Origin of the sequence: Shimia haliotis, from assembly GCF_900114415.1 — a bacterium.
In the GTDB taxonomy this organism is placed as follows: Bacteria; Pseudomonadota; Alphaproteobacteria; order Rhodobacterales; family Rhodobacteraceae; genus Shimia; species Shimia haliotis.
The window spans coordinates 972,923-995,592 of record NZ_FOSZ01000001.1; the positions used below are offsets into that span (position 1 = coordinate 972,923).

Annotated in this window: 29 protein-coding genes; 7 read left to right on the forward strand and 22 right to left on the reverse strand. The window is 59.9% G+C overall.

What is annotated here, in order from left to right:
- Positions 1–7 precede the first annotated feature (7 nt).
- The 19 genes from BM069_RS04760 to BM069_RS04850 form a co-directional block, all read right to left on the reverse strand.
- The gene (locus BM069_RS04760; RefSeq protein WP_093320874.1) at positions 8–658 is read right to left on the reverse strand and encodes a phage tail tape measure protein; all 651 of its coding nucleotides are present in this window, start codon (positions 656–658) and stop codon (positions 8–10) included.
- A complete protein-coding gene (locus BM069_RS04765) occupies positions 651–857 on the reverse strand; it encodes a phage tail assembly chaperone (RefSeq protein ID WP_093320877.1) in 207 nt (68 codons plus the stop codon). Before BM069_RS04765 ends, BM069_RS04760 begins: the two co-directional genes overlap by 8 nt.
- Positions 854–1,177 (reverse strand): gene transfer agent family protein, encoded by a 324-nt coding sequence (locus BM069_RS04770; protein WP_093320880.1) that lies wholly within the window; start codon positions 1,175–1,177, stop codon positions 854–856. Before BM069_RS04770 ends, BM069_RS04765 begins: the two co-directional genes overlap by 4 nt.
- Positions 1,178–1,179: 2 nt before the next feature.
- Positions 1,180–1,593 (reverse strand): phage major tail protein, TP901-1 family, encoded by a 414-nt coding sequence (locus BM069_RS04775; RefSeq protein WP_093320882.1) that lies wholly within the window; start codon positions 1,591–1,593, stop codon positions 1,180–1,182.
- 14 nt (positions 1,594–1,607) lie between these two features.
- Positions 1,608–2,024 carry a DUF3168 domain-containing protein gene (locus tag BM069_RS04780; protein ID WP_093320885.1) on the reverse strand — a complete coding sequence of 139 codons (417 nt, stop codon included), beginning with the start codon at positions 2,022–2,024 and terminating at the stop codon, positions 1,608–1,610.
- Positions 2,021–2,365 (reverse strand): head-tail adaptor protein, encoded by a 345-nt coding sequence (locus tag BM069_RS04785; protein WP_093320888.1) that lies wholly within the window; start codon positions 2,363–2,365, stop codon positions 2,021–2,023. Before BM069_RS04785 ends, BM069_RS04780 begins: the two co-directional genes overlap by 4 nt.
- Positions 2,362–2,955, reverse strand: a complete 594-nt coding sequence (locus BM069_RS04790) for a head-tail connector protein (protein WP_093320890.1) — start codon at positions 2,953–2,955, stop codon at positions 2,362–2,364. The genes BM069_RS04785 and BM069_RS04790 overlap by 4 nt, the downstream gene beginning before the upstream one ends.
- Positions 2,956–3,094: 139 nt before the next feature.
- Positions 3,095–4,276 carry a phage major capsid protein gene (locus BM069_RS04795; RefSeq protein ID WP_093320893.1) on the reverse strand — a complete coding sequence of 394 codons (1,182 nt, stop codon included), beginning with the start codon at positions 4,274–4,276 and terminating at the stop codon, positions 3,095–3,097.
- A 31-nt stretch (positions 4,277–4,307) separates the two neighbouring features.
- Entirely contained in the window at positions 4,308–4,847 is a 540-nt protein-coding gene (locus BM069_RS04800; RefSeq protein ID WP_170846681.1) for an HK97 family phage prohead protease, read from the reverse strand.
- A gap of 32 nt (positions 4,848–4,879) precedes the next feature.
- The gene (locus tag BM069_RS04805) at positions 4,880–5,107 is read right to left on the reverse strand and encodes a GTA head formation protein, RCAP_rcc01685 family (RefSeq protein WP_093320898.1); all 228 of its coding nucleotides are present in this window, start codon (positions 5,105–5,107) and stop codon (positions 4,880–4,882) included.
- Positions 5,100–6,275: a phage portal protein gene (locus BM069_RS04810; RefSeq protein WP_093320900.1), complete on the reverse strand. Its 1,176-nt coding sequence runs from the start codon at positions 6,273–6,275 to the stop codon at positions 5,100–5,102. Before BM069_RS04810 ends, BM069_RS04805 begins: the two co-directional genes overlap by 8 nt.
- Before the next feature lie 124 nt (positions 6,276–6,399).
- A complete protein-coding gene (locus tag BM069_RS04815) occupies positions 6,400–7,758 on the reverse strand; it encodes a DNA-packaging protein (protein WP_483151444.1) in 1,359 nt (452 codons plus the stop codon).
- Positions 7,670–8,020 (reverse strand): hypothetical protein, encoded by a 351-nt coding sequence (locus tag BM069_RS19770; RefSeq protein WP_093320903.1) that lies wholly within the window; start codon positions 8,018–8,020, stop codon positions 7,670–7,672. Before BM069_RS19770 ends, BM069_RS04815 begins: the two co-directional genes overlap by 89 nt.
- Positions 8,021–8,205: 185 nt before the next feature.
- Complete coding sequence (gene mltG / locus BM069_RS04825) at positions 8,206–9,363, reverse strand: endolytic transglycosylase MltG (RefSeq protein ID WP_093320905.1); 1,158 nt, start codon at positions 9,361–9,363, stop codon at positions 8,206–8,208.
- On the reverse strand, positions 9,363–10,622 hold the full coding sequence (gene fabF, locus BM069_RS04830; protein WP_093320908.1) for a beta-ketoacyl-ACP synthase II: 1,260 nt from the start codon (positions 10,620–10,622) through the stop codon (positions 9,363–9,365). Before fabF ends, mltG begins: the two co-directional genes overlap by 1 nt.
- 197 nt (positions 10,623–10,819) lie before the next feature.
- On the reverse strand, positions 10,820–11,053 hold the full coding sequence (locus BM069_RS04835) for an acyl carrier protein (RefSeq protein WP_054001569.1): 234 nt from the start codon (positions 11,051–11,053) through the stop codon (positions 10,820–10,822).
- A 229-nt stretch (positions 11,054–11,282) separates the two neighbouring features.
- Complete coding sequence (gene fabG / locus BM069_RS04840; RefSeq protein WP_093320909.1) at positions 11,283–12,020, reverse strand: 3-oxoacyl-[acyl-carrier-protein] reductase; 738 nt, start codon at positions 12,018–12,020, stop codon at positions 11,283–11,285.
- 17 nt (positions 12,021–12,037) lie between these two features.
- The gene (gene fabD / locus BM069_RS04845) at positions 12,038–12,979 is read right to left on the reverse strand and encodes an ACP S-malonyltransferase (RefSeq protein WP_093320914.1); all 942 of its coding nucleotides are present in this window, start codon (positions 12,977–12,979) and stop codon (positions 12,038–12,040) included.
- Between the two features lie 173 nt (positions 12,980–13,152).
- Complete coding sequence (locus tag BM069_RS04850) at positions 13,153–13,647, reverse strand: hypothetical protein (protein WP_139216135.1); 495 nt, start codon at positions 13,645–13,647, stop codon at positions 13,153–13,155.
- A gap of 285 nt (positions 13,648–13,932) precedes the next feature.
- Between BM069_RS04850 and rpsF the strand changes: the two genes are divergently transcribed.
- The 6 genes from rpsF to BM069_RS04880 all read left to right on the forward strand — a co-directional run bounded on the left by rpsF (position 13,933) and on the right by BM069_RS04880 (position 17,534).
- Entirely contained in the window at positions 13,933–14,289 is a 357-nt protein-coding gene (rpsF, locus tag BM069_RS04855; RefSeq protein ID WP_093320919.1) for a 30S ribosomal protein S6, read from the forward strand.
- Between the two features lie 25 nt (positions 14,290–14,314).
- On the forward strand, positions 14,315–14,542 hold the full coding sequence (gene rpsR, locus BM069_RS04860) for a 30S ribosomal protein S18 (RefSeq protein ID WP_008328567.1): 228 nt from the start codon (positions 14,315–14,317) through the stop codon (positions 14,540–14,542).
- 13 nt (positions 14,543–14,555) lie between these two features.
- On the forward strand, positions 14,556–15,182 hold the full coding sequence (gene rplI / locus BM069_RS04865; RefSeq protein ID WP_093320922.1) for a 50S ribosomal protein L9: 627 nt from the start codon (positions 14,556–14,558) through the stop codon (positions 15,180–15,182).
- A gap of 110 nt (positions 15,183–15,292) precedes the next feature.
- A complete protein-coding gene (locus BM069_RS04870; protein WP_093320923.1) occupies positions 15,293–15,760 on the forward strand; it encodes a lytic transglycosylase domain-containing protein in 468 nt (155 codons plus the stop codon).
- Between the two features lie 89 nt (positions 15,761–15,849).
- Entirely contained in the window at positions 15,850–16,305 is a 456-nt protein-coding gene (locus BM069_RS04875; protein ID WP_093320926.1) for a hypothetical protein, read from the forward strand.
- On the forward strand, positions 16,302–17,534 hold the full coding sequence (locus BM069_RS04880) for an HlyD family secretion protein (protein ID WP_093320929.1): 1,233 nt from the start codon (positions 16,302–16,304) through the stop codon (positions 17,532–17,534). The genes BM069_RS04875 and BM069_RS04880 overlap by 4 nt, the downstream gene beginning before the upstream one ends.
- A gap of 32 nt (positions 17,535–17,566) precedes the next feature.
- On the opposite strand, the gene BM069_RS04885 is transcribed toward BM069_RS04880, so the two are convergent.
- The 3 genes from BM069_RS04885 to BM069_RS04895 form a co-directional block, all read right to left on the reverse strand.
- The gene (locus BM069_RS04885) at positions 17,567–17,983 is read right to left on the reverse strand and encodes a DUF1330 domain-containing protein (RefSeq protein WP_093320932.1); all 417 of its coding nucleotides are present in this window, start codon (positions 17,981–17,983) and stop codon (positions 17,567–17,569) included.
- A gap of 175 nt (positions 17,984–18,158) precedes the next feature.
- Positions 18,159–19,493: a trigger factor gene (gene tig / locus BM069_RS04890; RefSeq protein ID WP_093320935.1), complete on the reverse strand. Its 1,335-nt coding sequence runs from the start codon at positions 19,491–19,493 to the stop codon at positions 18,159–18,161.
- A gap of 172 nt (positions 19,494–19,665) precedes the next feature.
- Positions 19,666–20,787, reverse strand: a complete 1,122-nt coding sequence (locus BM069_RS04895) for a porin (RefSeq protein WP_139216136.1) — start codon at positions 20,785–20,787, stop codon at positions 19,666–19,668.
- A gap of 351 nt (positions 20,788–21,138) precedes the next feature.
- Between BM069_RS04895 and BM069_RS04900 the strand changes: the two genes are divergently transcribed.
- Positions 21,139–22,575 carry a calcium-binding protein gene (locus BM069_RS04900; RefSeq protein ID WP_093320940.1) on the forward strand — a complete coding sequence of 479 codons (1,437 nt, stop codon included), beginning with the start codon at positions 21,139–21,141 and terminating at the stop codon, positions 22,573–22,575.
- Positions 22,576–22,670 lie beyond the last annotated feature (95 nt).

Here is a 22,670-nt window from a genome sequence, read left to right on the forward strand (position 1 = left end):
TCCTCTCCTATCGGTTACGCTGTGCACGCCCCAAAGCGCGGCTCATCTGCGTCGCGATCTGTCCTTGAGAGCGGCGAAACCCGTCCGCATCCGGCGTGGAAATGTTCATGATCACATTGACCGGCGCACCACCTGCGGAACGCACACCCAGCTTGCCATCCGCACCCCGTGCCAAGGGCATGATCGCTTCTGGCCCCGCCTCACCCATTAGGCCCGTGCCGCCCCGCATCGGGAACGTCACAGGCCCGGTCACTACGCCGCCACTCGCAAACGGTCGCACACGGCCTTGCGAAAAACTCGCGCCATCGGCAAAGGGCAGCAGCCCACCAACAAGCCCGCCGACGGCACTGGAAATCAGCCCGCCAACCTGATCCGTCACCGGCTTCAAGGCTGCGCGGTATGTGGCGTCAATCATCGACTGCGCCAGCGTTTTCAACGCATCCGACAGGTTTTCCCCATCAAACACCAATCCATCAAACGCCTTGCGCAACCCGCGACTGATTCCTTTGTCCAGCGCCGCCACATCGGTTCCGGTTGCCGCCAAAGACGCCCGCATCTGCTGTAACTCACCATCAAATCCGGCCACCACCGCGCCCGTATCCCCAAGCGTCAGCTCCAACGCCTCGATTTGCGCCTCCAGTCCGCCGATCTCATCCATCTCCCGCTCCTTTTGTCCCTGCATCCGGATAGGCCGCCATCAGTGCCGCAAACCCGTCCCGCGTCATCGAAGGCCCTGCCTCATCCGCGCCAATAAGCACGCCAAATTCCACAGGCGTCAGCACCCAGAACTCTGCCGGCCTAAGCCCGCACTGCCGCACGCCACAGCGCAGCAACGCAGCCCAGTCAAACCGGCTCATGCGCTCTCATCAGGCAAACTGAAGGCCCTCGCCAGCAACATCGCCGCCGCCTGCGCCGCCTTCATCGGCCCGCCGCCAATCTCTGCTTGTGCCAACTCCTCCGCCGTGCCTTGCCAGCCGCCCCCGCGTAGCCCCGCCAAAATCAACGCGCTCACATCCCGCGCCGAAAATGTCCGCGCCTCGAAACGCTCCACCAGCGCCACCAAACTGTCCGCGCCCAGCGTTGTCTCAAGCTCCGCCAAAGCGCCCAGCGTCAGCTTCATCACCTGCCGCCGCCCGTTCAGATCAAGCGCCACCTCTCCGGCCCAGGGGTTCGCCATGCTCACGCCGCCACAAAGTCGAGTGCACCGGCGGAGGCCATCGACAGCTCATAGGTCGCCTCGCCATTGTGGTTGCCCGCATACTCAATCGCGCTGATCTGGAACGGCCCCTCCACGGTGCCAAAATCAGGGATAATCACCTGAAAACCTGGCGTTTCCCCGTCAAAGAAGATCTGCCGAGCGCGCTCATCCGTGTTGGCGTCCTTAAACACCCCCGACCCGCTGATCGCCGCCGACTTCACGCCCGCCCCGCTCAACAACTCGCGCCAGCCGCCCTGGCTCTCAAGCGAGGTCACATCGACGCTTTCCGCGTTAAAGCTGATCCGCGTCGCGCGCAGCCCCGCCACCGTTTCAAACTGACCATCACCGGTCAAATCCACCTTGATCAAAAGATCCTTGCCGTTCTGGGCACCCATTGTCTCACTCCTGCTTATGTTTGCGTGTCTTCGATCCGCGCCCGAAACCGCAGATCAATCCGGCGCAGATTTGCGCTTGTGTCCTTGCGCGCCGAGGCGCGGTCGAAATTCAAGTAAACCAGCGTCCCGCGTGCTAGCGTCAGCTCCGCACCCACCAGCGCATCACAGACCGCCACCGCCGCCGCTTTGGCCCGTGCATAGCCCGCCTGATCCGCAATCACGCTGACCTCGAACCGATGCTCCGCGCCCTGCCCGCTCTTGTCTGACCGATCCAGCACGGTTTCCCGCCCGAGGCTGACAAAAAGGTCCGGCACCGCGCCCGACGGCACCGCGTCATAAATCGCGCTGCCCACCTCTGCGACCACCGCCGCATCGGTGCTCAGGGTCGCGTAAACAGCCTGCTGAAGGGCTTCCGCTGCGCCATAACTCATGTCGCCACCTCTTCCACCGCCAGACATTGCAGATACCGTCCCTTGGCGTCCCGCTCGCTCACCGACTGAATGGCAAACACCCGCGCCCCTTCGACAAAACGCTGCCCTGCAACCGGCCGCTGTTCCGCCCCATGCGGCACCCCGCGCACCGTGATCCGATACCGCGCAGTGGCCAGCGACACCTCACCGCCATCGCGTTCCCGCCCTGTCAACGACGTGACCTCGGCCCAGACCGTCCCCAAGGCTTGCCAGGATCTTGCAAACCCGCCGGCCCCATCCGGCGCCTGCACGGGCGCCTCAAGCACCAACTGGCGGGACAACGTCACCGTCAACGCGCTCATTGCACCGCCCCCAGCCGCATCGGGCGATAGCGCTCCAGAAGGCTCGTGACACCAAAGGGCATACACCCGCCCTGCAACGCTGTGTCATGGCGATACTCATAATAGTGCGCCGCCAGCATCAGCACCGCCTGCCGCAGATCGACCGGCACATCCGTCCAGCCCGCGCCAAACCCCGCAGTGAACTGCACCGTCGCTGATCCACCGTCAGGCACCACCGGCAAACAGGTCGACGTGCTGCGTACCTCGGGCACCTGCCTGTCCGCCACCAAGCGATAGCTTGATGACGCCACAGTCACGACTTCCCCCGCACGGTTGGTCAACGCCAGCCCCGTCACCGCGCTCACCGGCGCCACCGGCAAGCCCTGCGCATCCACCCCGCGCCAACCTTCCAAAGTCCAGCTGAAGTCACGTTCAAGCAGCACCTTGCCCGTCCGCGCCTCCACCGCGCTCAGGGCCGCCCGCAAAAAACTCTCCAACACCGCGTCCTGCAACGTGTCTTCGGAAAAGCCCGTGCCAAGCCGCAAATGCTCTCGGAACTCTGCCACCGGAAGCCCCGCTGAAGGCACTTCAGTTTCTTCGACCAACATCATGGAATTACTCCAAAATACTCAAAAGAAGTTGGGCGCGCGCGCCTCACGTCGCTTCAACGGAGGGGATAAGCCAGACAACGCAAAGGCATGTCACGCGCGCCCGGATCAGGCGGCCAAGACCGCCCGATCCACCCGAAAATCAGCTCACCGCAAAGCGCAGCAGCTTGATCGCGGCAAAATCGCTGACGTCGCCGCCAATGCGTTTGGTGGCGTAGAACATCACATGCGGCTTGGCGCTGAACGGATCGCGCAACACACGCAGATCTGGACGCTCCGCCACCGTGTAACCGGCGCCAAAATCACCGAATGCAATCGCATCCGCGCCGCTCGCAATGTCCGGCATATCCTCGGCAATCAGCACCGGATAGCCCAGCAGACGCGCAGGCTCCCCCGCCGCCAGACCATCGGACCACAGGAAACGGCCATCGCCATCCTTCAGCTTACGCACCGCCCCTGCGGTCTTGGAATTCATCACAAAAGACGCGTTCGCGCGATACTGCGCCCCCAGCGCGTAAACCACGTCGATGATGCCGTCACCGCCATTGAAATCACCGTCCACACCGGTCGCCACATAGCCGATATTGCCCCAGCTCCAGCTTGCATTGTCCACCGCCGTGTGGGTCATGATGCCCGTCGGTTTGTCCACACCATCGCCATTGATAAACGCTGCTGCTTCGGCACGCGCAAATTTGTCCGCAATGCGCCCCGCCAGCCAGGCTTCAACGTCAAAAGCGCTGTCATCCAGCAGACGCTGCGACGCCTTGGGCAGCGCCGACAGTTCATGTAGCGGGATGGAAATGCGCTCAATCGTCGGCGTGCCGGTCTCCGCCGTTGCGGTGGTTTCATCCGCCCAGCCCGCACCCGTTTCCGAGCTGTCGATCAGCACGTCATAAGACGTCGCTTCCACGTTCACCACATTGGCAACCGCACGGATAGACGCGGTGGCATTCAGCACTGACTTGATCGTCTCCGCCGTCTGCGGATCGACCAGATAGCCCCCGTCGCTGTTGACCGCGCTCGACATCGCCTTGCCCTCAAGCTCCAGCCCGCGCAGACCGTCATCCTCACCGCTGCGCAGATAAGCGTCAAAGGCCTTCTGATGCGGGGCGTCAAAATCCGTCGCCGCCGCCAAATGCGGCCGCGCCGCGCTCACTGTCTTGCGTTCAAGCATGTTCACTCGCTCTTTCTGTTCGTCGATTTCAGATTGAAGTTCGCCCTTGAAGGACTTGATTTCACTCACAAACCCCGCCATCGCGGAGGACACCTCGGCCATTGGGGACACACCTTCCCCGGTCCGAGACTTGCTCTCGGTTCTGCTCATCAGCTTGTTCCCGTCTTTGGTTAGCGACGCCTCAGCGCGGCGCCAGTTCTCGGCGCGCGTCCTCAAAGACCGCCGCCAGTTCCCGCAGATCCTGCGCCGGAGTCGCCTCCTTCGCCGCCACCCGCGCACTGGGCAACATCGGGAATGTCACCAACGACACCTCCCAGAGTTCCAGTTCCGTCAAGAGCCTCTCGCCCTTCTCATTCTTCGCCGCCTTCACGGTGCGATAGCCAATCGACAACCCATCAATCGCCCCCGCCTCAATCAGCGCTGCCGCCTCGGCCCCCTTGGCCACACCGGTCAAAAGCCGCCCTTTGACCCAAAGCCCGCGCGCGTCCTCGCGCACCTCGTCCCAGATGCCAATCGGCTGCGCCGGATCATGCTGCCACAACATCTTCACCGACCGCCCCGAGGCCCCCAGCGCCTTAAGCGACGCCGCATAAGCCCCCTTGCGCACCACATCTCCGCCGCGATCCGTCTTGCCAAACAGCGACGCATAGCCCTCGATCTTCGTGCCTTCCGCCACCGACAGCCCGTCGCCAAACCGCGCAAACTTGCGTTCCAGATCCATATCCACCGTTCTCACCTCTCTCGCTCCGCCGCTCACGGCGCTACCCCCATCACTGACTGAAACGCCTGCGCAAGGATCACCGCCACCACGCCATAGACCGTCAGCCAAAGCCGCTTCTCCAGCCGTTCAATCAATAATTCAATCTTGTCCAACCGCCTGTTCAGGCTATCAAATTGCAGCTTCGCCACCCGCTCATGCGCCTCAAGCCGCAGACCTGGCGCGCAATCAAACGCCTCGAATCCGAACCGTTGATCACTCATTCTGATCCTCCGACAGCGCTGGCAAACCCAGCAACGTGCGCTTCTCCGCAGCACTCAAAAACTCTGCATTCGCAACCCGCGCCCACTGTGCATCCCGCTCCCCTGACAACGCCGGCACCTGATCCAGATCGGGCTTCAGAGTGATCTCTTCACCGGCAAACCCCGCCAGCCAATCACCAACGCTCGCCGACACCCGCGTCGCCAGCGGCAACACCGTCAGCCGGTAAAACGCGCGATGCGCCTCTTGGTAATTCGCGTAGGTCGCATCCCCTTGAATTCCAAGCAGCATCGGCGGCACCCCAAAGGCCAACGCAATCTCCCGCGCCGCCGCTTCTTTGGTCTTCTGGAACTCCATATCCGACGGCGAAAATCCCATCGGTTTCCAGTCCAACCCGCCTTCCAAGAGCATCGGCCGCCCCGCATTGCGCGCACCTTGATGATGGCTCTCCATCTCCCCGACCAGACGGTCATACTGATCCGAACTCAGGCTGCCTTGCCCCTCGGCCCCGCGATACACAATCGCCCCCGATGGCCGTGCCGCATTGTCCAAAAGCGCCTTGGACCAGCGCGACGCGCTGTTGTGCACATCAATCGCCATCGCCGCCGCCTGAAGCGGGGAAAACCCGTAGTGATCGTCCTGCGGATGAAACGCCTTCACATGGCAAATCGGCGACTGTTCCCCGACCTCAAACCGATGCTTGCGCGCGCCCACCGCATATTCGTACCCCACCGGCCAGCCATCCGCGCCGGGCACCACATTCATCCGGTCCGGACGCAATACATGCAGCTCCAGCGGCACGCCTGCCTCGCCGCCCACGGCCTCGACATAGCCGTTGCCCGACAGCAATAGCTGCCCATACAGGGCCTCAAACAATTCCGCCCGCCCCTGCGCCGCATTGGGCGAGCGGATCAGCGACAACACCGGATGACTTTCAAACCGCTCGGTTGCGCTCTGCAACACCAGCGGCAGCGCCGCCGCCGCCTCCGCAATCAGCTTGACCGAGCGAAACCCAACCGGATTGCCAGCAAACCCCGACCGCGTCAGCGACACCGTATCGCGCGGGCTCCACGCTACACGACCAACACCATGCCACGCCATCACCGGCCCCGTCGCGCTGGCTTTTGTCTCCGGTGTCGTCGCATCCCGCCGAAAGAAATCCAATAGCATCACCTGCCGCTCCCGCTGATCTCAAAACCTTCTGTCCGCTTTGGACACTCACAGTTCTGAACCATTTTCCTTAAAGTGTTCCGACCACCTCGCACGGTCCCCGTTGCGCCTTAATTTCAATACCTTACAGCGCACGCATCCTTGGCCGGCGCCAACTTGCGGCGGGTTCAATCACCAATTCCGTCAAAGCCCACACAAGCGCATCCACGCGGTCGGGCGATCCCTTGCCGTCAAAGCCTTGTCCCGTCATCGCGCACATCTGATCCTCCAACGCATCCAGATCGTGCATATGCGCCACGCGACCCTGCTCATAGAGCGCCGCCACAGGCTCCGCCCTCGCCACCTTGCCGCGCGTCGCGCGCACCGCCTTGAACGGCACCAAAGGGTCCACCTGATTGATCACCGACTGCACCAGATCGCCGCCCTGATTGACCTCCGCCACCAGCCGCTCCGCGCCCCATGCTTCCATCGCCGCCAGCGCCACCCGCGCCCAGGCATCCGGCGTTGCCGCCCGCACCGTGGCGTCATCCAGCACCACCGCCCGCCAGTTCTGCACCGGCCCCTTGGCGATCACACCGGCGACCACGATCCCGCATTCATCCGACCCCGCATGGCCCGTCACCGGCGGATCAACCGCCACGACAATGCGGTCCAGCTCCGGCACATCGGCCAGCCGTCCTGAATCCAACATCGCCCGCGTCCACAAGGCGCCCTCGCGATCCTCCAGCAGATGCCCGTCAAGCTCCTGCCGTCCTAGCCGCGTGCCCGCATACCGCGCGCGTACCTCTTCCAGAAAACTCTCCGCCAGATTGGCCCGATTGGCCTCCGTCGGCGCCGCCGTTTGCACCGTACTGGTCGCCTTCAATAGCCGCTTAAGAACGCCCACGTTGCGCGGCGTCGTCGTCACGCATTGCTGCGGATGCGCCCCAAGTCGCAGCCCGAACTGCAACTGATCCCAAGTCGCCTGACCATTGCGCCACTTTGCCAACTCATCGACCCAAGCCGCATCAAACTGCGGCCCGCGCAGCCCTTCGGGATCGTGGGCCGAAAACGCCTGTGCCACCGCCCCGTTGGGCCACACCAACCGCTTGCGCCCCGCCTCCCATGTTGGGCGCCGATCCGGCGGAGAACAGGCCAACAGCCCGCTCTCGCCAAAAATCATCACCTCGCGCACCTGATCAATGGTTTCGCCCACCAAAGCCACCCGCCGCGCCGCGCCACTGTCCAGCGGCCCCGCGCCCTCAACCTTGGAGCGCACCCATTCGGCCCCTGCCCGAGTCTTGCCCGCGCCGCGCCCGCCGAGAATGACCCATGTTTTCCAATCGCCTTCCGGCGGCATCTGATGCGGCAAAGCCCAGAAATCAAACAGGAACGGCAGCGCCAGAAGCTCTTCCTCACTCAGACCGTCCAGAAACTCCGCCTGCACCGTGGCAGGTGCGGAGGCGATCCAGTCGGCACCGGATCGAAGTCCGTGCCCGCTCAAGGTCGATGTCGGGGCCAATCCGACCGGCCCCTTGCTGTTTGTCGCGTTGTTCAAGGTCACTTTCCGCCTCCATCGCCAAGCGCACGCATTGGCGCACCTCGTACAAAACCTCGCCCGTGTTTTCGGGCAAAAGCCGACCGGCAGACCGAAGCTGCCGACACATCTCAATCAAATCATCCGTCGCCGAGCGCAGCGCGTCCCTAAGCGCGGCAATCTCCGGATCCAGCGTCAAAGCCTGCTTTGACGTTTCTGTTGGGGTCATAGGTGCTCATTGCCTCTCATGCGTTTTTGCCCCTCCGCACAAGCAACACGAAAAAGCGGCTCCGGATGATCCGAAGCCGCTTTCTGCGTGTCTTCCAGCATCGTGGATCTGCGCCACTGCTGATAAGCTATGTCCGTGTGCGGGGCCTTACCCCACCGCGCGCGCCAAGCCGCTGGCCAGCAACATCAATTGTCGCTGTTGGCCCGCTCCGCTTCGATCTTGCGCCACTCCGCCACATTGGCGTTGTGCTCTGCCAAAGTCTCGGCAAAGGCATGTCCGCCCGTGCCATCGGCCACAAAGAAGATATAGGGCGTTTCATCCGGATTGGCCGCAGCCTCAAGGCTCGCTCGACCAGGGTTGGCAATTGGTGTCGGCGGCAATCCTTGGATCACATAGGTGTTCCAAGGCGTCGGCCCGCGCAGTTCGCTTTGGCGCAACCCACGGCCCAACACGCCCACCCCTTTGGTGATGCCATAGATCACCGTCGGGTCGGTCTGAAGACGCATCCCGCGATCCAGACGGTTCGCAAACACGCTCGCCACCTGACGCCGCTCTTCCGGCACACCGGTCTCTTTCTCAATGATCGAGGCAAGGATCAACAACTCTTCCGGCGAGTTCAGCGGCACGTCGTCGGCCCGTGCCTCCCAAGCTGCATTCAGCAACACCGCCTGCGCGTCTTCCATCCGCGCAATCACGCTTTCGCGCGTGTCACCCACGCGCACTTCATAGCTGTCAGGCGCCAGCGCCCCTTCTTCGGGCTGGTCGATCTCGCCGCTGAGCAATTCAATGCCATTGAGCGCATCCATCACCTGCCAGCTAGTCACGCCCTCGGCGACCGCAATGCGATAGCGCGTGTCGGCCTGATCGCGCACCTTGGTGAAGGCCTCGGGCGTTTCATCTTCGGCTGGGTTGAACTCCGCCACTTCAATAAACCGCCCCGTCGCCGGATCAAGCTCACGCACCTGCACCTGTTTGCGGGTCACACCCACGCGATACACCACTTCGGTGCCGCATGTGCTTGCGCCGCCACGGGTTACGATGTCGACAATCTGCTCCATCGATGCCTTTTCTGGCACCAGAAAACTTCCCGCCTTCAGCTTGTCCGCTTTGTCAGAGTAATCAGCCCCCAACCGGAACAGGGTGCCATTGGCAATCGCCCCCTTGTCCTCAAGATCGGCCGAAACGCGGCTCATGTTCGAACCGGGTTGCACCCGCAAACACACAGCGTCCTCAAGCGGCCCTTCGGCGCGATAGGTGTTCTGACCCAGCAAAATGACCCCGCCCACAAGGAACAGGGCCACCACCAAAAACGTGACTGCGTTAGACGCGATATGGCGCCACATCAGTCAACCTTTCCAAAGATCACCGACGCGTTGGTGCCGCCAAAGCCAAAGCTGTTGGACAGGGCGACATTGATTTCACGTTCGACTTTCTTGTTTGGTGCCAGATCAATAGCGGTCTCAACCGCCTGATTGTCCAAATTGATCGTAGGCGGAGCCACTTGATCACGGATCGCAAGGATCGAGAAGATCGCTTCAATCGCACCAGCCGCACCCAACAGGTGGCCGGTCATCGATTTGGTCGAGGACATGGTCACTTTGCCGGCATGCTCGCCCATCATACGTTCTACCGCGCCCAGTTCGATGGTATCCGCCATCGTCGAGGTGCCGTGTGCGTTGATATAGTCGATGTCTTTCGGCTCAAGACCCGCCTTCTTCAGCGCCGCGCGCATAGAGCGTTCACCACCCTCGCCCGATTCCGCAGGTGCGGTGATGTGATAGGCATCGCCCGACAGGCCATAGCCCAGCACTTCTGCGTAAATCTTCGCACCGCGCGCCTTGGCATGCTCGTATTCTTCCAGAACCACGATGCCTGCGCCTTCGCCCATGACAAATCCGTCACGGTCCGCGTCATAGGGACGGCTCGCTTTCTTGGGATCATCAGCGTGCTGCGTCGACAGCGCCTTACAGGCGTTGAAACCGGCAATACCGATCTCACAGATCGCCGCCTCGCCGCCACCAGCAACCATGACGTCCGCATCATCGCTGGCAATCAAACGCGCCGCATCGCCAATCGCGTGCGCACCTGTGGAACAGGCAGTCACAACCGAGTGGTTCGGGCCTTTGAAGCCGTATTTGATGCTCACCTGACCCGAGATCAGGTTGATCAGCGCGCCAGGAATAAAGAATGGCGACACACGACGCGGGCCTTTCTCGGCCATCATCAACGTGGTCTGTTCAATAGACTGAAGCCCGCCAATCCCGGAGCCGATCATCACACCGGTGCGCTCCAACGAGTCCATGTCCTCGGGCATCCAACCGGAATCTTCCACAGCCATCTGCGAAGCAGCCATGCCGTAGAGGATGAAGTCATCCACTTTGCGGCGCTCTTTCGGAGCCATGAAATCATCAGGGTTGAAAGTCCCGTCAGTCCCGTCGCCATACGGCACTTCACAAGCGTATTTCGTAGTGACCCGCTCTGGATTAAAACGGGTGATAGTGCCCGCTCCGGACTGACCGTCCAGAATACGAGACCAGCTTTCTTCCACACCGGAAGCCAAAGGAGTGACGAGCCCAAGCCCGGTGACAACAACACGACGCATTTTCTATGCCCTTCCTCAGAAGTCTTTTCCTGCTCTTAGCGCGTATCCGCCATCATGAGCAATAGTTTGGGCGGCGAAAGCTGCCCCATCTCGCGCCCAAAAGGCACCAAAAGAAAACGCCCGCTGCGTCTGTTGCGCAACGGGCGTTTCTATCTACGCTCCGACGCGGCCCCTTGGGGCTGCTCCGGATACCGAGCTTAGGAAGCTTCGGTGATGAACTTCACGGCGTCGCCGAAAGTCTGGATGGTTTCGGCTGCGTCGTCCGGGATCTCGATGCCGAACTCTTCTTCGAAGGCCATAACCAGTTCCACGGTGTCCAGGCTGTCTGCGCCCAGATCGTCGATGAAGGAAGCTGCTTCAACAACTTTGTCTTCTTCCACACCCAGGTGCTCTACAACGATCTTTTTTACGCGGTCTGCGACGTCGCTCATGTCAATTCCTCATTCGTATGGGCACTAGGCCCGAGTTGCTCCCCTACCGGTCGGCAGGAATGGTATATGCCCCGAATTCGTAGGGCGGTTTTGGTCCGGCTTACCGGTAAGTCTCCAAGCGCCGCAAAGGCTCCCGGAGAAATTCTGTGCCGCCTATAGCACATCCGCCTTTCGACGCAAACGCTTTCCCCGACGACAGCGGCGGCCCCGTTTCTGAGGCCGCCTGCGCTTACAACATGGCCATGCCGCCGTTCACATGCAAGGTGGAACCTGTGACATAACCGGCTTCGTTGCTGGCGAGATACAGAACCGCCGCTGCAATTTCGTCAGCAGACCCCATGCGATTGGCAGGAATTTGCGTGTTGATCTTGTCTTTCTGATCATCCGTCAGCTTGTCAGTCATCGCGGTTGCAATGAACCCTGGCGCAATCGCGTTTGCGGTGATTCCCCGGCTTGCGACCTCATAAGCAATGGATTTGGTCATCCCAACCATGCCCGCCTTAGAGGCCGCATAGTTCACCTGGCCGGGGTTGCCCGTCGCGCCCACGATCGAGCTGATGTTGATGATCCGACCCCAGCGGGATTTCATCATCGGACGCATCACACCGCGGCACAAGCGCATGGCGCTGGTCAGGTTCACGTCAATCACGCTCTGCCACTCTTCGTCGCTCATGCGCATGAAAATCTGGTCACGGGTGATGCCCGCATTGTTTACCAGAATGTCGACGCTGCCCATGGCCTCAATCGCCTGTTTCGGAAGCGCATCCACAGCCGCCCCGTCACCAAGGTTGCACGGCAACACATGCGCGCGCTCGCCAAGTTCCGCAGCCAAAGCTTCAAGCGGCTCCACACGGGTGCCAGACAGACCAACGGTTGCCCCCGCAGCGTGCAGCGCCTTGGCAATTGCGCCACCAATGCCGCCCGATGCGCCTGTCACCAGCGCTGTTTTTCCAGTCAGATCAAACATTTCTATGTCCCTATTGCTTAAGCGTTCAGCGCTTCTACAGCGGCTTTCACATCATCAGGCGTGCCCACGGCGCGCACCCCATTGGCGCGGTCAATCTTACGGATCATGCCCGAAAGCGCCTTGCCCGCCCCGATTTCCCAGAACTCGGTCACGCCCTCGGCAGCCATCGTCACCACCGATTCGCGCCAACGCACAGAGCCCGTCACCTGTTCCACCAGTAGCTTTTGGATCTCCGCCGGATCACTCACTGCCGCCGCGCGTACATTGGCAATCACCGGCACCGCCGGCGCCTTGATCTCCACGCCAGCCAAGGCCTCAGCCATTACGTCCGCCGCAGGCTGCATCAATGCACAGTGAAACGGAGCGCTCACTGGCAGCATAACCGCGCGACGCGCGCCTTTTTCTTTGGCGATCTCGGCAGCACGTTCCACTGCTGCCTTGGCACCGGAAACCACAACCTGTGTTGGATCGTTGTCATTGGCCGCCTGACAGACGTCGCCTTGCGCGGCCGCCTCGGCCACCTCTTGCACGGCTGCGAAATCCAGCCCCAGAATGGCCGCCATCGCGCCTTCGCCCACGGGCACCGCAGCCTGCATCGCTTCGCCACGGGTCCGCAACAGACGCGCCGTATCACCAATGCTCAGCGCCCCAGCCGCTGCCAGTGCTGAATATTCACCAAGTGAATGTCCCGCCACACAGGACGCGGCCGCAATGGTCACACCCTCAGTCTCAAGCGCCTTCATCGCCGCTAGCGAGGTCGCCATCAACGCCGGCTGTGCATTCTGCGTCAGGGTCAGAACGTCCTGCTCCCCTTCCCAGATCAGCGCGCTCAGGCTTTCTCCCAGTGCTTCATCCACCTCGTCAAACACGGCTTTCGCCTGCGGGTATGCTTGGGCAAGCGCCTGCCCCATACCGATGGTCTGAGCACCCTGTCCCGGAAATACAAATGCGCGGCTCATTCGCGGCCTCCTCACGTTTTCTTTGGTGCGGGAATACCGCGCCACATGGCTTGGCGCAACGGGATTGCGCGAAATCCGCCAGCCGAAGCGCAGATAGCTGCCCTAACGGCACCCCCAATCAAAAACGGCGCGAGTCACCTCACGCCGTTTCGATACCTTGATGATCGCCCCTCTCAGCAGGGAAAAATTGCCTGACTGCGCAGTTGCGCCACTGCATCAAGCCGCGCGTGTTCGCCATCAAGCTGCAAGCTTACCAGCGTTTTGCCGCAATCGCCGCTCACCTCAAGCATTCGGTCGCTGATGTCCACGCGTGCGATGTCTTCATAATTGATCGTTTGAATGACATGCATCCGCTCGCGCGGCAGGCTTTCCAAAACCAAAAGCTGACGGTTACGCGCGTCAAAATGCAACTCTTTGCGCGGCTTCTCAGTGGCGATCTGTGTCATGCCCACGCCCGCAGTCACCATCAGGATCGACAGACCCATTTTTGCCAGCAACACATAAGGTGTCATATCCAGCCCCGGCACCAGCCAGAGACCCACGCCGGCCCAAATAAAGGTGAAACCAAAAAACACCGAGGCCGCCCGCACACCAAAAGGATGCGACTTGCCTTCGACTGTTGCCACCCGGGACCGGGCCTCTTCCATAAAGGTTGATAGAGCTATCATTTTTTTGAACTCCCGCTTCATCAGGGATACCGCTTTCGTGTTAACCTCTTCCCAAAATCGGGCGAGATTGGGGCACATTCGCGAAATCACAGTGCCGGACCGCTTTTGCCAGCCACTCCGTAGCCCTGCAAAACAAGGCAGGTTCGGGGTTGCGCCGCGCCCAAAATCCGCTATATGACGGCTTCCTTCGCAAATATCTGAACCGCGCAGTCTCTCGTGGGTGGGGTGCGAAGGGCTTGTTTGCCCCGCTCTTTGAAATGCGCCTCTAAAATGAATGGAGAGCACATGCCGCTGTATGAGCATGTTTTCATCTCGCGCCAGGACCTGTCCAACGCGCAAGCAGAGAGCCTCGTCGAACATTTTGGCACCGTCCTCGCAGACAATGGCGGCAACGTCGTTGAATCCGAGTACTGGGGCGTCAAGACGATGGCCTACAAGATCAACAAAAACCGCAAGGGCCACTACGCCTTCCTGAAAACCGACGCACCTGCTTCGGCCGTTCAGGAAATGGAACGCCTGATGCGCCTGCATGACGACGTAATGCGCGTTCTGACCATCAAGGTCGATGAGCACGCAGAAGGCCCGTCTGTTCAAATGCAGAAACGTGACGAACGCGACAACCGTCGCGAGCGCCGCTCCTGATCGCTTGAAGAAAGGACACTAAGTCATGGCTGCAAAACCGTTTTTCCGCCGTCGTAAGGTTTGCCCCTTCTCGGGCGACAACGCGCCGAAGATCGACTACAAAGACACCAAACTGCTGCAACGCTACATCTCTGAGCGTGGCAAGATCGTGCCTTCGCGCATCACCGCAGTTTCGGCAAAGAAACAGCGTGAACTGGCCCGTGCTATCAAGCGCGCCCGCTTCCTCGCCCTGCTGCCCTACGCAGTGAAGTAAGGAGACCTGACAGATGCAAGTTATCCTTCTCGAACGTGTTGCCAAGCTTGGCCAGATGGGCGACGTCGTTGACGTTAAGTCCGGCTACGCTCGCAACTTCCTGCTGCCCCAAGGCAAAGCGCTGACCGCATCTGCGGCCAACGTTGCTTCCTTCGAAGCCCAGAAAGCGCAGCTCGAAGCGCACAACCTGGAAACCAAGAAAGAAGCCGAAGCTCTGGCAACGAAACTCGATGGCGAACAGTTCATCGTGATTCGCTCCGCCTCCGACGCTGGTGCCCTCTACGGCTCCGTCACCCCGCGTGACGCAGCTGATGCGGCAACTGAAGCAGGTTTCACCGTGGACAAGAAACAGGTTGTTCTGGCCAAGCCGATCAAAGACCTGGGTCTGCACGCCGTTCACGTCCTGCTGCACCCCGAAGTGGATGTCACCATCCACCTCAACGTTGCCCGCTCCGAAGAAGAAGCCGAGCTGCAAGCCTCCGGCAAATCTATTCAGGAACTGGCCGCAGAAGCAGAAGCAGAAGCAGAATTCGAAATCGCAGAACTGTTTGACGACATCGGCGCAGCCGCGTCTGACGACGACGATCTGGTCGAAGACGCTCCTGCTGAAGACGACGCTCAGCCTGAAGAAGAGAAGTAATTCTCCTCTCAGCGAAAAATCGCAGGCCGCGCCCCTCATTGGGACGCGGCCTTTCTTTTTGTGCAAACTCCGCCAAACTGGTCATCCACATTCCTAACCAAGGAAATGCCATGACCGCCGCCCTGTCCCGCCGCGCCTTCCTTGCCTTTCTGGCCGCCCTGCCCGTCGCAGGCTGCGCAACACCCGAGCCTGAAGGATACAACCCGCCGCTCTTCCCCAATGAAACGCCGGAACTGCGGGTCTTAATCAACACATGGTCCGATCACTACGGTGTGCCGCGCGATCTCGTGCATCGCGTGATCATCCGCGAAAGCACCCACAACCCGCGCGCAACAAACGGGCCCAACATCGGTCTGATGCAAATTCAACTGCCCACCGCCCGTGGCATGGGCTATCAGGGCGACCGATCCGGCCTTCTGGATGCAGAAACCAATCTGACATACGCGGTCAAATACCTCCGCGGCGCGCTTTTGGTCGCTGGCGGTGACTATGATCGTGCGGTGTTTCTTTATGCAAAAGGGTACTACCCCGAGGCCAAAAAAGCTGGCCTCCTCAAAGAAACCGGCCTCGCCCCCTAGCTGCAAAGCCGGCACCGCGCTTGAGGCAAAGCCGCCTGTGGCCTAGTCTGGCTTTAATTTGCAATTACGGAACCGATACGGAGCACCCGATGGCCACTCCCAGCGACACTGCCATGCACCCGATGGCCCCCCATTTCATCCCTACATGGATGCCAAATGCCGACGGCTCTGATCCTTTTCTGGTGGCGATGGCGGTCTTTGTCGTCTTGCTCGTGCTATTGGCTGGCGTTTCCTATCTCCGGCTACACGCCCTGCCCGAACAAATGGCACACGGGGTGGGCAGCACTCAAATTCAGATCATCTCGATCCTCGCGCTCCTCGCGCTTTTCACCCACAACAATGCTTTCTGGATTCTTGCGCTTCTGCTGGCGGCCGTCAATCTGCCTGACTTCCTGACGCCGCTGCAACGTATTTCAAACGCGCTGGACCGGGCCACAGGTGCAACCGAACCACCCTTCGAGATGCAGACCACCCGCCCTCATCATCATGACACCCCTCCCGAACCCACGGCCCCCGAAGCAGCCGACGAGGAGGCAGAAAAATGATCGAATTCTTCCTCTGTTCCTTGCTCACAATCCTGCCCGACTACCTGTTTCGTCGCTATCGACAAGGCAAACGCTGGGGCGAAGATCTCTCAGTCTTCACAATGTGGTATGAATTGCGTTGGGGCATCACATCCTGCCTGATCCTGACCGTCAGCCTGATCACCGTGATCTTTTACTTCCACCCGTCCTCAAGCAACGTCATCAGCTACTTCCGTGCCATCGCCGTGATGCCCGAAGCGCTCGGTCGGGTCGAAGAGGTCCATGTGCGAAACGGCGACTTTGTAAAAGCCGGTGACAAGCTCTTCAAAATGGATTCCGAAAAATCCGAGGCCGCCGCCAACACCGCCCGCGCCCGCATCGCCGAGATCGACGCGGCAATCGAAGTGGCCGCCTCCGAACTCGACAGCGCAGAGGCACGCCTCCATCAAGCCGAAGCCGCGCTGGAACAGTCTCGAGACGAATATGGCCGCACCAACACGCTCTTCACCCGCGGATCTGCCGCCGTTTCAGAACGCGAGGTCGAGCGGCTGGAAAACCTGATCGACCAACGCGAAGCCGCGGTCGAGGCCGCAGAGGCCGGCCTACAGGCGGTGCAGGACAAGATTGACGTGCAACTGCCCGCTCAACGCGCCAGCGCAGAAGCACAACTGGCCGAAGCGGAAACCGCCATTGCCAAAACCACCGTCTACGCCAGCGTCGACGGGCATATGGAGCAATTCGGCCTCTTTCCCGGCGACATCGTGAACCCCTTTGTGCGGCCAGCGGGTGTACTTGTCCCGGCTGACTCCGGCGAAAATCGTTTTCAGGCCGCCTTTGGCCAGCTGACCGGCCCCGTGCTTTATGACGGAATGCTGGCCGAGATCAGCTGCATGTCGCGCCCGTTCAAGATTTATCCAATGGTGATCGTACAAATTCAGGACGTGATCCCCTCGGGGCAATTCCGAACACAGGAACAGCTGATTGATCCAGCCAACCACCCCAAACCCGGTTCCATCATCGCAATCATGGAGCCGCTCTACCCCGATCAGACAGAATTGATTCCACCAGGGTCAAAATGCGTTGCCAACGCCTATACAAACAATCACGACAAGCTGGACGATCCCGCCCTGTCGTCGGGCCAAAAACTGGCCCTGCACGCGGTGGATGCGGTCGGTCTGGTACACGCAGCAATTCTGCGCCTTCAGGTGCTTCTCATGCCAGTGCAAAACCTCGTCCTAAGCGGTCACTAAGAACGGGGCGGCGCAACCGAACGCCGCTTTGTCTATTCCCCAAAGTTTCCGCCCAGCGGGATCGGCGCCATTCGGATCAGGCGGCTGTCGGCCACGGCTGCCTGACGGTGTGGTATCGCCTTGCGGTAGTCCGGATCACCCAGCATGTCCACAAAGGCCTGCGGACTCGGGTATTCCGCGATAAAGCACAAATCCCAATGCTCATCGCTTGGCCCGATCACCACCATTTCCTGCGCCCCGCGCCAAACGATCTTGCCGCCCAGACGTGCAAAAACCGGTGCGCTCTCCTTGCCATAGGCAGCATAGGCTTCCTTGCCGCTGGCATGGCGCCCGTCTTCGTAGTTCGCCGTGTCGCGCAGCTTTACCAGATTGAGCATGTGAATCGGACCTTCCCGATCCATCGCCCTAAACGCCTCAAATGTCTCGCGGTCAAATGCCGTGTAACTCATACCCGTTCCTCCTGTTTGCCTCATGCAGAACAAACCCGAAGGACCCCGTCAAACAGAACGCGGTGTCACTCTGCTCAGGGCATCGCCCTGGAACCTCCACACCGCCCTCTCCCCCAAACAAAAAGGCCGCCCCAATCTGGAACGGCCTTCTCAAAATCGATGCAGTGTCAGGGACTTATTCGTCGTCCAGAGACTCAACTGCTTTCTCAAGCGCGTCTTTATCGACTTCTTTTTCGGAAACTTCTGCAAGCTCCAGAACATAGTCCACAACTTTGTCTTCAAAGATCGGAGCGCGCAGTTGCTGCTGCATCTGTGCGTTCTGCTGCACGAACTCAAAGAACTGACGTTCCTGACCCGGGTACTGACGTGCCTGGTTCATGATCGCTTGGGTCATTTCCGCGTCGGTCACTTCAACTTCGGCTTTCTGACCCAGTTCTGCCAGCAGCAGGCCCAGACGCACGCGGCGCTCGGCCAGAGTGTTGTGCTCGTCCGTCGGCTCGATTTCCGGGTGGTCGTGACCTTCCACTTCCGGATTTTCTTCGTGCCACAGCTGATGCGCGATCTGGCCCGCTTCCGCTTCTACAAGGCTCGGCGGCAGGTCAAAGGACACCAGCTTGTCCAACTCGTCCAGCAACGCGCGCTTGGTCACGGCACGTGCCGCGCCAGCATATTCTGCTTCCAAACGCTCGGAAACCTGACCCTTCAGGCCCGCGAGGTCTTCTGCACCAAACTTCTGCGCCAGCTCGTCGTTGATTTCCGCAGCAACCGGTTCTTTCACCTCTTTGATGGTGCAAGAGAACACGGCTTCTTTGCCCGCGAGGTTTTCCGCGCCGTACTCTTCAGGGAAGTTCACAGTCACGTCTTTTTCTTCTTCGGCTTTCACGCCAACCAGCTGCTCTTCAAAGCCGGGGATGAACTGACCGGAACCCAGCACCAGCGGGAAGTCCTCGCCTGCACCACCGTCAAACGCTTCACCGTCGATACGGCCCACGAAGTCCATGACAACCTGGTCGCCGTCTTTGGCTTTGGAACCTTTGCGACGCGCTTTGAAGTCCTGCGCGGTTTCCGCGAGGTTTGCCAGCGCTTCGTCAACAGCCGCGTCGTCGGCCTTAACAACCAGCTTCTCCAGCTTGATACCCTTCAGCTCAACTTCCGGAATTTCCGGCAGCGCTTCATAGGACATTTCGACTTCAACGTCGGAACCCGGCTTCCACTCTTCGCCGTTTTTCATCTCAACTTTCGGCTGCAACGCAGGGCGGTCGCCGCTGTCTTCAAAGTGCTTGTTCATCGCACCGTCAACAGCTTCCTGCATCGCTTCACCCAGCAGACGCTCACCGAACTGCTTGCGCAGGATCGGCATTGGCACTTTGCCTTTGCGGAAACCTTTCATTTCGATTTCCGGCTGCGCTTCAACCAGCTTTTCTTTAACTTTGTCGTCCAGCTCCGCTGCAGTCACAACGATGTTGTAGCCGCGCTTCAGACCTTCGTTCAGCGTCTCGGTGACCTGCATCAGGATACCCCATAAGTAGCGGTGCGCGGGACTCACCCCGCGCACGGTCAAAAAAATCTGGCCTCTTCTAGTTGCCACAGCCCGGCGGCGCAAGGGCAAAGGCCGCAAAAAGAGACCCGCCCGGCAGGTTCTCTGCCGGGCGGGTCGCCTCATGTTTCACAGACTGGTGAAATTACCAGAACCAACGCCCGCCAATGCCCCAGACACCGACATCCTCATAGCTCACACCCGGTTCTTCATACTGGTGCTGACGATAGCTGACATAGACCTCCATATTGGCGCTTTCGATCACCTGGGTGCCTTGCAAGCCCCATGTGAACCCGTTGTCGCCGGAAATCACACTGTCATTGCCCCAAAAGAAGTCCGCCGAGAGGCGGGTTTCGCCCCAGCTGAGCCAGTCGCGCCGCACACCGAGTTTGGTATAGACATAGTTGCTGCCCAACCCGCTGTTGTCACGCCACCCCGCAACCAACGTACCATTGATGCCGCTGTCCAGATGCAGCGCGCTGAACGAGCCAACGACGCTTGTGTTGTCAGGATTGCCGTTGGCGCCATCAACCCAGCCCGCACCAAGGCGGCCGGAATATTTCATGCCGCCTCTATCTGCATCATAAAACAGAGAAATATCATAGTTCAGATCGTCCGCACCGCTGACAAGAATATTCTCACCGACCGAGGCACCAACCGCGAAGCCTCCACCAAAGCGGGGCGTGTCATAGCGCAGGCGTCCCAAACGCCCGCCGTCAAAGTCGTTGAAAACGCCGCCGACCGTGCGCCCGGGGTTGGTCGCACCAGTTCCCGCGACGCGGAAAGAATACCCCGCCGACAAGTCCGAGATTGACCGCGTCGAGATGAACCCGGTTCCGGAGAGATCCGCTCCGGCCATGCCGTCTGTCGACATGCTGCCCTGACCCAGAGAGATGGTCCCGAAGTTGCCTTCGTAAATGAATTCGACCTTCCGCAGGCTGGCGCGGGTGTAGTTTAGGAAATCGGGATCCGGTGTGCCCTGACTGATACTGGTCGCACCCCGAATGCCCAGCGCCGTTTCAAAATTGAATTTCAACGTTCCTGACGCCATCCCGGTTTCCCACCAAAGGCCGATCCGGCTTGGCGCGTTCGAGTTGTCGACAAGTTGCGTGTTGGTTGAGAACCCGTCATCCACACTGACAATGATCGGGTTCAGAAAGCCATAAAACCGCGCGTTGTTTTCCTGAGCGGAGACCGTGCCCGCCGCCATAACAAACGCACCGGCCGCGGCGCCTTGGCCAAGGCGCATTAGAATTGATTGATGCATATCCATTCTCCCGAAACAATTTGGCTAAATTCCCTTTGATCCTACGCGTCTCTTTCTAGCAGGTCAAAAAAACCGCGACTCCTATTTTCAACAGTGTGACCCGCTTGCATCCCCACTCTATCGCCCACCAGGACCGCCCCAAGGCCCGCTGGCTCAAAAGGCTTGAGCGCCAATTGTATCAGCGGACACGCCTCTAAAACCAAACTGATACAAACCTTACAAAACTCTCCTTTCCGCAATTCTTTAGTGACACAAACCTCCGCCAATCTGGGCCCACTCCGTTTTGAGGTGCCGGGGTCTCCGCACCCTGAACAGGACCGAAACATATTTAGTGAGGAAAGGGTCGCACAGATGGCATTTAGATTTCTTAAACCATTTTCGACGTCGTTGGATTGGAACGGGCACGCCAAACGCGCGGAAAAAACCGCGTCTCGGCGCGACGTCGAAGAGGAAAACCGCAGCCCTAGGCGGCGCGAAGAGGACCGCTCGGAAAACGATGCGCTTCAAGACACTTCGGATAGCAGTCGCCGGGAAGGCGAAACCCGTGAGGAGGAGCGGCCAGAACCAACCGAACCGACATTCGTTATCGACGATAACATGGCCGCACGGTTCAATTCTTTTCTCAACATTCTCTCACCATTCTCGCCCTTGATCCCAAATGGCCTGAATATCACGCCAGCGAGCATCTGGATGGATTGGGGAGGACAGAACGAGTTTCACGGCACGGACGGCGTCGATCGTGCCTGGGGGCTTTGGGGCGATGATGACATCTATCTCTACGATGGCAACGACGTGGCCTATGGCGGTGCTGGCAATGACTTCATTCTCGGTATGGATGGCAATGACGAGCTTTATGGCGGCATCGGCAGCGATGTGATGGTCGGAGATGTGGGCAATGATACGCTCGACGGGGGTCACGGAAATGATATTCTGCTTGGTGGTCACGGAAACGACATGTTCCGTGGTGGCGAAGGGGATGACCGCATTGAGGGCGGCGAAAATTTCGACGTTGTTCACGGTGATGGCGGCGATGACAGCATCGACGGCGGCAACGGAAACGACTTGCTTTGGGGCGATGAGGGCGCGGACACTATCATCGGAGGAGATGGCAACGACCAAGTCTTTGGTGGCATCGGCAATGACCTGCTTCAGGGCGGATCAGGCGACGACCACATGGAGGGCGGCGGCGGTGCCGATGTCATGGTCGGGGCGCAGGGCAACGACTACATGAATGGCGGTGCCAGCAACGACAGGATGGATGGCGGCAGCGGCAACGACGAGATGAACGGCGGAACCGGTGATGACCAGATCGAAGGAGACTCCGGCAGCGACACTATTCGCGGCGGCGATGGCAATGATGAATTGTTCGGTGGTCTCGGGAACGATTACATTCAAGGTGGAACCGGCAATGATGCCATTTATGGCGGTACAAACGAAGACGGCGAGATCGGCGACTATATGATCGGCGGGACGGGTTTCGACGTGTTCTATTTTGAAACCGGAGACAGCGGCGGAACGTCCGGCGGGCCAATGGATGTGATCGAAGATTTCGTTTCCGGAGGTGACTTGCTTGTGTTTCAGGACTTTGCCGGAGCGACCTATCTTGGCGAACAAGACGGCTTCTCAAACTCTCCGGGCGCAGAGGTCTACTTTGAGCAGAGCCAAAGTGACATCTACGGCGCGGTCACGAACATCTACGTGCGCGACGACAACGGACTCACTGCGGACCTGTCTCTGACACTAATCGGACATGTCGACCTGACTGCGAACGACATGTTCCTCTTCTAAGCAAAGCTTCGGAGCCGGCTTTCCAGTCGTCTCTGAACACAATGCCCAATCAGGAAAAAAGCGCGCAAAGATTATTTTGCGCGCTTTTTTTGGCA